The organism is Nocardioides soli (genome assembly GCF_014191495.1).
Classification (GTDB): domain Bacteria; phylum Actinomycetota; class Actinomycetes; order Propionibacteriales; family Nocardioidaceae; genus Nocardioides; species Nocardioides soli.
Genome location: NZ_JACHWR010000005.1, coordinates 133,202 through 144,977 on the forward strand (window position 1 = coordinate 133,202; position 11,776 = coordinate 144,977).

At 72.2% G+C, this 11,776-nt stretch carries 12 protein-coding genes; 4 read left to right on the top strand and 8 right to left on the bottom strand.

The annotated features are described in order from the left end of the window. From FHU40_RS24850 to FHU40_RS24885, 8 genes are all read right to left on the bottom strand, one after another. The gene (locus FHU40_RS24850; protein ID WP_183595199.1) at positions 1 to 870 is read right to left on the bottom strand and encodes an HpcH/HpaI aldolase/citrate lyase family protein; all 870 of its coding nucleotides are present in this window, start codon (positions 868 to 870) and stop codon (positions 1 to 3) included. Beyond that, positions 867 to 1,955, bottom strand: a complete 1,089-nt coding sequence (locus tag FHU40_RS24855; protein ID WP_183595200.1) for an HpcH/HpaI aldolase/citrate lyase family protein — start codon at positions 1,953 to 1,955, stop codon at positions 867 to 869. Before FHU40_RS24855 ends, FHU40_RS24850 begins: the two co-directional genes overlap by 4 nt. Before the next feature lie 100 nt (positions 1,956 to 2,055). After that, complete coding sequence (locus FHU40_RS24860; protein WP_183595201.1) at positions 2,056 to 2,913, bottom strand: 3-hydroxybutyryl-CoA dehydrogenase; 858 nt, start codon at positions 2,911 to 2,913, stop codon at positions 2,056 to 2,058. After that, positions 2,910 to 3,467, bottom strand: coding sequence for a DnaJ family domain-containing protein (locus tag FHU40_RS24865; protein WP_183595202.1), 558 nt, complete (start codon positions 3,465 to 3,467; stop codon positions 2,910 to 2,912). The genes FHU40_RS24860 and FHU40_RS24865 overlap by 4 nt, the downstream gene beginning before the upstream one ends. A gap of 56 nt (positions 3,468 to 3,523) precedes the next feature. Further along, positions 3,524 to 4,117 (bottom strand): apolipoprotein A1/A4/E family protein, encoded by a 594-nt coding sequence (locus tag FHU40_RS24870; RefSeq protein ID WP_183595203.1) that lies wholly within the window; start codon positions 4,115 to 4,117, stop codon positions 3,524 to 3,526. A gap of 90 nt (positions 4,118 to 4,207) precedes the next feature. Beyond that, on the bottom strand, positions 4,208 to 5,650 hold the full coding sequence (locus FHU40_RS24875) for an MFS transporter (protein WP_183595204.1): 1,443 nt from the start codon (positions 5,648 to 5,650) through the stop codon (positions 4,208 to 4,210). Further along, positions 5,647 to 6,972 (bottom strand): M20/M25/M40 family metallo-hydrolase, encoded by a 1,326-nt coding sequence (locus tag FHU40_RS24880; RefSeq protein WP_183595205.1) that lies wholly within the window; start codon positions 6,970 to 6,972, stop codon positions 5,647 to 5,649. The genes FHU40_RS24875 and FHU40_RS24880 overlap by 4 nt, the downstream gene beginning before the upstream one ends. A gap of 104 nt (positions 6,973 to 7,076) precedes the next feature. Next, on the bottom strand, positions 7,077 to 7,724 hold the full coding sequence (locus FHU40_RS24885; protein ID WP_183595206.1) for a nitroreductase family protein: 648 nt from the start codon (positions 7,722 to 7,724) through the stop codon (positions 7,077 to 7,079). A gap of 22 nt (positions 7,725 to 7,746) precedes the next feature. Here FHU40_RS24885 and FHU40_RS24890 point away from each other — a divergent pair, with 22 nt between their 5' ends. From FHU40_RS24890 to FHU40_RS24905, 4 genes are all read left to right on the top strand, one after another. Beyond that, complete coding sequence (locus FHU40_RS24890) at positions 7,747 to 8,970, top strand: allantoate amidohydrolase (protein ID WP_343058046.1); 1,224 nt, start codon at positions 7,747 to 7,749, stop codon at positions 8,968 to 8,970. Then, positions 8,967 to 10,325, top strand: a complete 1,359-nt coding sequence (locus FHU40_RS24895; protein WP_183595207.1) for a formimidoylglutamate deiminase — start codon at positions 8,967 to 8,969, stop codon at positions 10,323 to 10,325. Before FHU40_RS24890 ends, FHU40_RS24895 begins: the two co-directional genes overlap by 4 nt. Continuing rightward, positions 10,322 to 11,476, top strand: coding sequence for an imidazolonepropionase (gene hutI, locus FHU40_RS24900; RefSeq protein WP_183595208.1), 1,155 nt, complete (start codon positions 10,322 to 10,324; stop codon positions 11,474 to 11,476). The genes FHU40_RS24895 and hutI overlap by 4 nt, the downstream gene beginning before the upstream one ends. A gap of 111 nt (positions 11,477 to 11,587) precedes the next feature. Continuing rightward, positions 11,588 to 11,758 (top strand): hypothetical protein, encoded by a 171-nt coding sequence (locus tag FHU40_RS24905; protein WP_183595209.1) that lies wholly within the window; start codon positions 11,588 to 11,590, stop codon positions 11,756 to 11,758. The last annotated feature ends 18 nt before the right edge of the window (positions 11,759 to 11,776 follow it).

Here is an 11,776-nt window from a genome sequence, read left to right on the forward strand (position 1 = left end):
TCACTGCGCGTCGAGCGCCGTGATCGCGTCGTGGATCGACAGGGTGCGGCGGGCCGATTCGACGTGCAGGTTCTCGACCATCTTGCCCTCGTAGGTGACGACGCCGGAGCCCTGGCCGTCCTCCCAGGCCCGGATCAGCCCGCGGGCGTCCGTGACGGCCTGCTCGGACGGCGCGAAGGCGCTGTTGGCGCCCTCGACCTGGCCGGGGTGGATCAGCGTCTTGCCGTCGAAGCCCATCTCGCGGCCCTGGCGGCACTCGGCCAGGAACCCGTCGGTGTCCTTCACGTCATTGTAGACGCCGTCGAGGATCGCGATGCCGGCCGCGCGCGCGGCGAGCAGCGCGGTGTGCAGACTGGGCAGGATCGGGGCGCGGCCGGGCACGTGCTCGGCGTACAGCTCCTTGACGAGGTCGTTGGTGCCGATCACGAAGCAGCTCAGCCGTTCGCTCGCGCGGGCGATGCTGAGCACGTCGAGGATCGCGATCGGCGTCTCGATCATCGCCCAGAGCTTCGTGTGGTCGGGGGCGCCGTGTCGCTCGAGCGCGTCGACGAGTCGATGCACCTCGGCGGCGCTGTCGACCTTCGGCACGACGACCGCGTCGGGCCCGGCCTGGGCCGCGGCGGCGAGATCGGCCTCGTGCCACTCGGTGCCGCTGCCGTTGATGCGGATGGTGAGCGTACGCCGGCCGTACTCGCCGCTCCGCGCGGCCGCGGCCGCCGCCTCGCGGGCGGCGGACTTGGCGTCGGGGGCGACGGCGTCCTCGAGGTCGAGGATCAGGCCGTCGCAGGCGATCGACTTGGCCTTCTCCAGCGCCCGCTCGTTGGAGCTGGGCATGTAGAGGACGCTGCGCAGCGGAGTGAAGTCGCTCATGCCTGGACCTCGATGGCGTCGTACTGCTTCTTGAGCTCGGGGTCGATCGCGGCCAGCTGCTCAGCGAGCTCGACCATGACCAGGCACTGCTTGAGGGAGGCGTCGTCCTCCATCTTGCCGTCGAGCATCACCGCGCCGGTGCCGTCGCCCATGGCGGCGACCACCCGGCGGGCGTGTGCGACGTCCTCGACGCTGGGTGAGAACACCCGGTTGGCGATCGCGATCTGCTTGGGGTGCAGGCTCCAGGTGCCGACGCAGCCGAGCAGGAACGCGTTGCGGAACTGGTCCTCGCACGCGACGACGTCGGCGATGTCGCCGAAGGGGCCGTAGTAGGGGTAGATCCCGTGCATCGCGCAGGCGTCGACCATGCGGGCGATCGTGTAGTGCCAGAGGTCCTGCTGGTACGAAGGCCGTGGCGCGTCGGGGTTGTCGACGTCCCGATCACCGCGCACCAGATATCCCGGATGCCCTCCGCCCACGCGGGTGGTCTTCATCCGGCGGTCGGCGGCCAGGTCGGCCGGGCCGAGGGAGACGCCCTGCATGCGCGGGCTGGCGCCGCAGATCTCCTCCACGTTCGCGACGCCGCGGGCGGTCTCGAGGATCGCGTGCACGAGGATGGGCCGCGTCAGACCGGCCTTCGCCTCGAGCTGGGCGAGGAGCCGGTCGACGTAGTGGATGTCCTCGGCGCCCTGGACCTTCGGCACCATGACGACGTCGAGCCGGTCGCCGATCGCCGGGATCAGCGTCGTCAGGTCGTCGAGCACCCACGGGCTGTCGAGGGAGTTGATCCGGGTCCAGAGCTGGGTCTTCGCGGCCGGCCCACCGAGCCCCTCGGTCTGGCGGGCGATCTGCACCAGGCCCTCGCGCGCCGCGACCTTGTTGTCGGCCTTGATCGCGTCCTCGAGGTTGCCCAGCAGCACGTCGACCGTGCCGACCATGTCGGGGATCTTCGCCGCCATCTTCGGGTTGCTCGGGTCGAAGAAGTGGATCGCCCGGCTCGGCCTGGCGGGGATCTCGGTCAGGGGCGTCGGCGCCCCGACGGCCAAGGGTCGGAAGAAGTCCTTCGCGCTGCGCGGTCCGCTCATGGCGCGGAACGTAGCAGCGGATCGCTACTCGCAGGTATGACCGATCTGACACCGTTGCGGGTTTCACCGGTCAGCCGCCGAAACCCGCAACGGATGGGACTCAGCTGTAGGTGTAGAAGCCGCGGCCGGTCTTGCGGCCGAGCAGGCCGGCGTCGACCATCCGCTGCAGCAACGGCGGCGCGGCGTACAGGGGCTCCTTGAACTCCTCGTAGAGCGACTCGGCGACGGCCTTGGTGGTGTCGAGGCCGATCAGGTCGGCGAGGGCGAGGGGGCCCTGCGGGTGGGCGGCGCCCAGCACCAGGCCGCGGTCGATGTCCTCGGCGGAGGCGAAGCCGGACTCGTACATCCGGATCGCCGACAGGATGAACGGCACCAGCAGCGCGTTGACCACGAAGCCGGCCCGGTCCTGGCAGTCGATGGCCTGCTTGCTCAGCGACCCCTCGACCCAGGCGCGCGAGCGCTCGGTCGTATCGGGCGAGGTCAGCAGCGAGGGGACGAGCTCGACGAGTTGGAGTACCGGCACCGGGTTGAAGAAGTGGATGCCGATCACCTGGGTGGGGCGCGAGGTGGCCACGCCGAGCTTCATGATCGGGATCGAGGAGGTGTTGGACGCCAGGATCGCGTCGGGTGCCGCCACGATCGAGTCCAGCCGCTTGAAGAGGTCGACCTTGGCGGCCTCGCTCTCGACGATCGCCTCGACGACGATGTCGCGGTCGGCGGTCGAGTCCAGATCGGTCTCGACCCGGATCCGGGCGAGCACGTCGGCGGCCGTCCCCTCGGCGGCGCCGAGCTTGCCCTTCGCCTCGGCGCGCTCCAGCGACTTCTCGAGGCGGCCGAGCGCGGCCTTGGCGGCGTCGTCGCTCGACTCCACCACGACGACGTCGTGGCCGGCGCGAGCGCTGACCTCGGCGATGCCCGACCCCATCAGGCCGCCACCGATCACTGCCACGTTCTTCATGTGTCTCCCTCTCGACGGGTGCTGCGTCGATTCCACCAGTGCCGGCGACGGGGCGCGTCGGCGGGGCCGGTCCGTGGGACACGCAGCGCGGCGCGGGCCGCCCGCCGGACCTCCCATGCGGCCACGGTCGCGTCGAGGTCGCGGGGCATGGTGATCAGCGGCGGCCCCTCCTGCAGTGAGTAGCGGGCCCGGATCACGCGCTCGTTGAAGTCCTCCAGCACCCGGCGCACCTCGGCCTCGTCATTGACGGCGTCGAGCCGGTCGTCGAGCTCGGCGTCCTCCTTGCGCAGCGCGAGGCTGGGCGGCAGGACGGTGATCTTCTCCCGCTCGACGAGCTTCTTCAGCCACCAGTCGGGGTCGTGGTGGGTGCCGAGGTCCTGGATCGGCTTGCCCGCGCCGGGCAGGTCGTCGAAGTCGCCCCGCTCCATCGCCTGCTGCACCTGCAGGTCCACCCAGGTGTGCTGCTGGCGGATCCGGGCGGCGGCGGCCGCCGAGCCGGTGTGCCGGCCGACGCGCGCGGGCCTGCCCTCCGGCCTCTCCTCGCTCTCGGGCATGGGCTTCTCACCTCCTGCCCTGTCGACGATAGCGAGCCGCTGCCAGCGCCGATCGGTCACGCCGGGCGGTCGAAGACGTGCTTGGTCAGGGCCTGGACGTCGCGGTCGAGGTGGTCGAGTCGCTGGTCGATGCGCCGGAACTCGGAGGTCATCACGTCGCGGAGTGATCCGACCTCGGTGGTCATCACGTCGCGGAGTGATCCGACCTCGGTGGTCATCACGTCGCGGAGTGATCCGACCTCGGTGGTCATCACGTCGCGGAGTGAGCCGACCTCGGCGCCCATCTCCGAACGGAGTGAGCCGACCTCGGCGCCCACGTGGGAGCGGAGTGACGCCACTTCGGTGGTCATCACGTCACGGAGTGACCCCACCTCGGTGGTCATCACCTCGCGGAGTGACCCGACCTCGGCGCCCATCTCCGAACGGACGGAGCCGATCTCGGAGCGGAGCGATCCCACCTCGGTGGTCATCACGTCACGGAGTGATCCCACCTCGACGCCCATCTCGGAGCGGACGGAGCCGATCTCGGAGCGGAGCGATCCGATCTCGGAGCGCAGCACCCGGTGGAAGGAGGTGGTGACGATGCCGAGCAGGGTGAAGGTCGCGGTCAGGAACCCGATGATGAGCGTCCATGACTGGGTGTCGGTCATGCCCGGCGCTCCCTTCGGCTCGGCTCCTGGATGCAGTCTGCCATCGGCGCCCATACGGCGCGATGCCGTCGGCGTCGCCTGTGGACGACGTCAGCGCAGGGCGGGGTTCGGCTCCTCGGCGACGTGCCGGGGCAGCATCGTGAGGACGACGGCGGCGAGCAGGGCGGCGACCGCGCAGACCGCCCAGACGGTGAGGTAGCCGGAGAGGGCGGCGTGGCCCTCCTCCGGGTCGTCCAGGGAGCCGGTGGCCGACAGCGCGATCGCGAAGATCGCCGAGGCGATCGCGCCGCCGACGGTCTTGGTCGCGTTCGTCATGCCGGTGGCGAAGCCGGTGCGCTCGGGCGGCGCCGCCGCGGCGGCCGCGGCCGGTAGCGAGGCGACCAGCGCGCCCGACCCGAGCCCGATCACCGCCATGTTGACGAGCGCCTGGAGCGTCGTGTCGTGGAGCGGCAGCCACATGGCGTAGCCGACCGCGACCAGCAGCGACGACACCACGAGCGATCCCCGGGGCCCGAAGGCGCGGGCGGTCAGCGGCAGCGAGAAGGCGCCGATCGCCATGAAGATGACGTAGATCCCGATCAGCGTCGACACGAAGCCCGCGCTGGCGCCGAGGCCGTACCCGGCGACGTCGGGGTCGGTGCGCGCGAACGTCGAGAGCGGGATCTGGGCGCCGAGCACGGACATGCCGAAGAGGAACGCCGTGAGCTGCACCGGCCACTGGCCCGGGGCGCGGAGCAGGCGCACGTCGATGATCGGCTCCGCCTGGCGCAGCTCGTAGCGGGCGAACGGCACCTGCAGCGCCAGCCCGGCGACCACCAGCAGCCAGGCGAGCGGGCTGCCGACGCCGTCGAGCCGCACCACGATGAGGCCGGCCATCACCAGGCCGAGCGAGGCCGAGACGAGGCCGAGGCCGCCCCAGTCGAGGCCGCCGGAGGAGGTGCCCTCCATGTCCTCGATGCCGAACCAGATCACGGCGAAGCAGACCGTCACGGCGATCGCCGGCAGCATCAGCAGCACGGTCATCGACGTCGCCTCGACGAGCGCCCCGCTGGTGAGGGCGCCGATGATCACAGCCAGCTCGAGCGCGCCGACGAGGATGCCCGCCGCCCGCCGGGTGAGCTGGTGCTGGCGGCCGGTGCCGGCGGTGCGCCGGTGGATGATCGCCACCTCGAGCGGCAGCCACACGACGTACGCGCCCTGGAGGGCGGAGCCGATCAGGAACGTTGTGAACGACGGCGCGAACGCCATCACCCACGAGCCGAGCGCGGTCACCGCCGTGGAGAGCAGCAGCACCTTCTTGTGGCCGACGATGTCGCCCATCCGGGCGAGCGGGGGTACGACGAGCGCGGAGACGATCAGCTGCGCGGCCTCGAACCAGTTGACGTCGGCGTCCGCGATGCCGAGGTGGTCGGCGATGTCGCTGAAGATCGGGGTGTAGTAGCCCTGCAGGATGCCGCTGGCCAGCTCGACGCAGACCAGGAAGCCGACGATCGTGGCGAGGCCGCGGACCCGCGGATCGCTGGTGACGGTCATGGGATCCTCTCGATCAGGCGCTGGTACCACCGCACGCCGTCGACGAAGGCGTCGACCCCGAGGTGCTCGTCGTAGGAGTGGATCGACTCGCGCTGTGCCTTGGTCATCCGGAACGGGGCGAACCGGTAGACGCGGGAGCAGATCGTGGTGAAGAACCGCGAGTCGGTGGCGGCCATCATGACGTACGGCGCCGGGATCGAGTCGGGAAAGACGTCGCCGATCGTGGCCTCGATGAGTCGGAAGGCGTCGTCGTCGATGGGGGAGACCGGGCTCGGCTCGTTCTGGTCGACGACGCTCACCTGCACCTGGTCGTCCGCGATCGTCGTGCGGACGTGCTCGAGCACGCCGGCGACGGTGTCGCCGACCATGATCCGGATGTTCACGCCGGCCCGGGCGGTCGAGGCGATCACGTTGAGCGCGGGCGAGCCGGAGAGGGTCGTGATCGCGAACGTCGTACGCGTCATCGCCGCGGGCTCCGGTCCGGCGGCGATCAACGCCCGGGTCAGCACCGGACGCAGCCGGGCGGCGTTGGCCAGCAACGGTCGCAGCGCACGCGACGCATGCGGCGCCATCCTGCTCAGCAGCTCGATGGTCGGGTCGGGGACGCTCGCGGCCATCTGGTGCTTGTCGAGCCGCGTCAGCGCCTTCGCCAGCCGGACCGTCGGACCGTTGCGGGCCGGTGTCGACGCGTGGCCGCCGCGGCCGTCGACGCGCAGCTCGAGCGAGGTCACGCCCTTCTCGGTGACGCCGACGACGCCGACCGGTGCCGCGACCCCCGGGAACGCCTCGGCGGCGATCGCGCCGCCCTCGTCGAGGACGAACCACGGGCGTACGCCGCGGCGGGTCAGCTCCTCTGCGGCCAGCGGCGCCGCCCGGCCCGAGACCTCCTCGTTGCAGCCGAACGACAGCCACACGTCCTGCGCGGGCACGAACCCCTGCTCGAGCAGGGTCTCGACCGCCTCGCAGACCGCCACCAGCTGGCCCTTGTCGTCGAGGGTGCCGCGGCCCCAGATCGCGCCGTCGTGGATCTCCGCGCCGAACGGCGGGTGCTGCCAGGGCGCGCCGTCGTCGACGGGTACGACGTCGAGGTGCGCCATCAGCACCACCGGGCGGTCGTCGCCGCGCCCGGGCCAGTGGAAGAGCAGGCCGTGGGTGTCGATCCGGGTCAGCTCGAGGCGCTCGTGCAGCAGCGGGAACTGCCGCTCGTGCTCGGCGACGAACTCGTCGAACGCCCCGGAGTCGACCAGGCTCCAGTCGGGGTAGGAGACCGTCGGGATGCGGATCAGGGACTGCAGTTTCGCCACGGCGCGATGGGTCGTCACGTTCGGAGACTAGTGACCCGGATCTCAAATCCGGGTCGCTAGTGTCGTGCGGCGGGTCTCGGATGCGAGACCATAGCGGCCCGGCGTGCGTTGACCCCCGACCGCTACGCCGATGGACTGGCCTGGTGTCCCTCCTGATGTCCACCCTGGCGTCCCCAGCGCCCGCGATGCACGACGTCCGCGACCGGCTTGCGGGCCCGCCGGGTCGGCGACCCGGCAGCTCCGCCGTCGGCCGGGTGCCCGATCGTGACCACGCCGATCGGGTCGAAGTCGGGATCGATCCCGAACGCCGCGCGGACGGCGTCCACCCGTGGCGTCGGCACCCCGATGAAGCACGACGCCAGCCCGGCGTCCGTCGCGGTCTGGAGGATCAGCAGCGCCGCCATGGCGGCGTCCATGTGCCAGAACGGCATCGGCCAGCGCGCCTCGTCGCGGTCGGTCCAGCCCTTGTCGGGCTCGGCGTACCGGCGCAGGTACGCCGCCTTGCTCGAGCACGGGACGATCACGACCGGCGCCCGCATCATGCCGGTCAGCCACTCGTCGGGGTCGTCGACGTCGTCGGCGGTGGCCTCCCAGTAGCGGCGTACGTCGGAGGGCTCGTCGAGCACGAGGAAGGCCCAGCCCTGGCTGAAGCCGGCGCTCGGTGCGCGGGTCGCGTTGCGCAGCGCGCGCTCGATGATCGCGGGGTCGACGGGCTCGGTGGCGTAGTTGCGGACCATCTTGCGGTGACGTACGACGTCCTGGAACTCCATGCCGACCAGTATGAGGAGAGCCGTGCCTGACGACTTCGAGCGGATGTGGAGCGACCTCGCCCCGGTGGGGCGGTCGGCGGCGTCCGGGGGCTACTTCCGGCAGCCGTTCGCGACGGCGGAGCGGGAGCTCGCGGCGTGGTTCGAGGAGCAGTGCCGGGCGCGGGACTTGCGGGTCGAGCGCGACGACTTCGGCAACGTGGTCGGCTGGTGGGACCTCCCGGTGGTTGAGGAGGTTGCGCAGCAACCGTCTCGAAACCCCGGGCCCGCCGCCGTACTCACCGGCTCGCACCTCGACTCCGTACTCGACGGCGGGGCGTACGACGGACCGCTCGGCGTGGTCTCCGCGCTGGCCGCGGTCGACCTGATGCGCTCGCGCGGCGTGACGCCCGGGCGACCCGTGGGGGTCTCGGTGTTCGTCGAGGAGGAGGGGTCGCGCTTCGGGCTCGCCTGCCTGGGGTCGCGGCTCGCGACGGGTGCCGTGTCGTGGGAGACGGCCCGGGCGCTGCGGGACCGGGACGGCGTGGCCCTCGGCGACGTGGTGGCGGGCGGCTCGTCGTCGCTGCTGGCCGACGTCGGGACGTTCGTCGAGCTGCACGTCGAGCAGGGTCGCGACCTGGTCGACCGGGGCGCAGCGGTCGGGGTGGCGAGCGAGATCTGGCCGCACGGGCGCTACCGGTTCGACTTCACCGGTGCGGCCAACCACGCGGGCACCACGCGGATGGAGGACCGGCAGGACCCGATGCTGACCTACGCGATGACCGCGCTCGCCGCCAACAAGCAGGCGCGGCTGGCCGGACAGCGGGCGACCTTCGGGCGGGTCGCCGTCGAGCCCAACGGCACCAATGCCGTGCCGTCGCGCGTCACCGCCTGGCTCGACGCCCGCTGCTCGAGCGACGACGCGCTGGCCACGCTGGTGGAGGCGATCACCCAGCAGGCCTCCGACCGCGCCGGCCGCGACGGGACGGCGCTGGCCGTCACGGCGGAGTCGGTGTCGTCGTCGGTGGTCTTCTCGCCCGACCTGGCCGCGGCCGTGGCCGCCGACCACGAGGGCGGCGACTGGCCGATCATCCCGACCCAGGCCGGCCACGACGCCGGCATCCTCTCCGCCGCCGGCATCCCGACCGCGATGCTCTTCGTACGCAACCCGACCGGCGTCTCCCACTCGCCCGAGGAACACGCCTCCATCGCCGACTGCCTCGTGGGGGTGTCCGCCCTGGCCGACACCCTCGAGAGGCTGACCCGGTGACCTCCTACCTGCTGGAGCGGGCCTGGGTCGACGGCGCCGTGCGCGACGACGTGCTGGTGGAGATCGTGGACGGGCGGTTCGTGCGGGTTTCGGCTGCCGACAGCCGAAACCCGCACGACACGCCGGAGCATGACGGCGAGTCGCGCGGGTCTTGGCTGTCAGCAGCCGAAACCCGCAGGCTCCCCGGCCTCACCCTCCCCGGCCTCGCCAACTGCCACAGCCACGCCTTCCACCGGGCACTGCGCGGACGCACCCAGCGGGAGCGGGGCACGTTCTGGACGTGGCGCGACCAGATGTACGGCGTGGCGGAGCGACTCACCCCGGACAGCTACTTCGAGCTGGCCCGGGCGACCTACCGCGAGATGGCGGCCACGGGGATCACGACCGTGGGGGAGTTCCACTACCTCCACCACCAACTCGACGGCACGCCGTACGCCGACCCCAACGCGATGGGCCATGCCCTGATCGCCGCGGCCGCCGAGGCCGGGATCAGGATCGCGCTGCTGGACACGTGCTACCTCAGCAGCGGGTTCGGGCGGCCGGTCGAATCCGTTCAGTTGCGCTACTCCGACGGCTCCGCGGAGGCCTGGGCCGCCAGAACCGCGCAACTGAACGGAGACGACCGCACCGTGATCGGCGCCGCGATCCACTCGGTGCGGGCGGTACCCCGCGAGGAGCTGCCGACCGTGGTCGAGGCGGCGACGGGCGGACCGCTGCACGTGCACCTGTCCGAGCAGGTCGCCGAGAACGACGCCTGCCTCGCGACGTACGGCGTCACGCCGACGCGGCTGCTCCACGACGCCGGCGCGCTCGGCGCGCACACCAGCGCGGTGCACGCCACCCACCTGACGCAGGCCGACATCACCCACCTCGGTGAGGCGGGCGTCAACGCCTGCCTCACCCCCACGACCGAGCGCGATCTCGGCGACGGCATCGGCCCCGGTCGCGCCCTGGCGAAGGCCGGGGCGACGATCACGCTCGGGTCGGACAGCCACGCCGTCATCGACCTCTTCGAGGAGATGCGCGCGCTGGAGATGGACGAGCGGCTCGCCACCCAGCAGCGCGGCCACTGGACCGCCGCCGAGCTCCTCGCGGCGGCCACCGCCCACGGCAGCCTCGGCTTCGACGACGCGGGGGCGATCGCGGTCGGCCGGCGCGCCGACCTGGTCACGATCGACACGAGCACCATCAGGACGGCCGGCACCGGCGCCGACGAGCACGCCGCCGCGTTCGCCGCCACCGCCGCCGACGTGACCCACGTCGTCGCCGGGGGCCGGGTGATCGCCACCCGCGACGACCACGAGCAGATCGGCCGCGAGCTCGCGGCCGCGATCGGGAAGGTCCACGAGCAGTGAGCAGCACCCTCATCACGAACATCGGCGAGCTGGTCACCAACGACCCCGAGGCCGACGACCTGCTGGGGACGCGACCGGACGCCGCCCTCGTCGTCGACGGCACGCAGGTCGGCTGGGTCGGGCCCGCCGCCGACGCCCCGGCCGCCGACGAGCGCGTCGACGTCGGCGGCCGCGCCGTCCTGCCGGGCTTCGTCGACTCCCACTCCCACCTGGTGTTCGGCGGCGACCGCGCCCAGGAGTTCGCCGCCCGGATGGCGGGCACGCCGTACGCCGCGGGCGGCATCCGCACCACGGTCGCCGCGACCCGTGCCGCCACCGACGAGCAGCTCACCAGCCACGTCGCCCGGCTGGTCGCCGAGATGCGCCGGCAGGGCACGACGACGGTCGAGATCAAGAGCGGCTACGGGCTCAGCGTCCACGACGAGGCGCGCAGCCTGGCGGTGGCGCGGCAGTTCACGGAGGAGACGACGTTCCTGGGCGCCCACGTGGTGCCCGAGGGCGACCCGCAGGAGTACGTCGAGCTGGTCACGGGCCCGATGCTCGACGCGGCGAAGGACCACGCCCGCTGGATCGACGTCTTCTGCGAGCGGGGCGCGTTCGACGCCGACCAGGCCCGGGCGATCCTTCGGGCCGGCGCGGCCGCCGGGCTCCGGGGCAGGCTGCACGCCAACCAGCTGACGTACGGCGAGGGCGTCCGGCTCGCCGCCGAGCTCGGGCTGGTCGCGGTCGACCACTGCACCTACCTCAGCGACGCCGACGTCGCGGCGCTCCGCGACAGCGGCACCATCGCCACACTGCTGCCCGGCGTCGAGTTCTCGACCCGCCAGCCCTACCCGGACGCCCGCCGCCTCCTCGACGCCGGCGTCGACGTCGCGCTCGCCTCCGACTGCAACCCCGGTTCCTGCTTCACCAGCTCGGTGCCGTTCTGCATCGCGCTCGCGGTGCGCGAGATGGGGATGACCCCGGCCGAGGCCGTCCACGCCGCGACGTACGTCGGCGCCCGCGCGCTCGACCGCGACGACGTCGGTGCGCTGGTGCCCGGCCGCCGGGCCGACCTCGTCGTGCTCGACGCCCCGAGCCACGTGCACCTCGCCTACCGGCCCGGCGTACCGCTGGTGACCGCCACCTGGGTGGGCGGCCGACCCACGTAGGCCCACGACCTAAGGCACCCACCGCCCCGGATAAGGCACCTACCCGATGTGCGGGCCTACCTCAGACGGCGAACCTCGTCAGCATCAACGAGGAGCTGAGGAGCCCACACCATGTACGACAACACCGTCCACCGCGACTACGTGAAGACCGAGATGGAGTACCGCCTGGGGCGGATCCGCGCCGACATCGCAGGCCGCCGCCAGCGCCGCGCGCTGTCGCGCCGGCACGCTGACACCTGGCCGGACGACGCCGGCGACGTGACGAGCCCGCGGGCCCGCTGACCGGCCGCCCGCCATGAG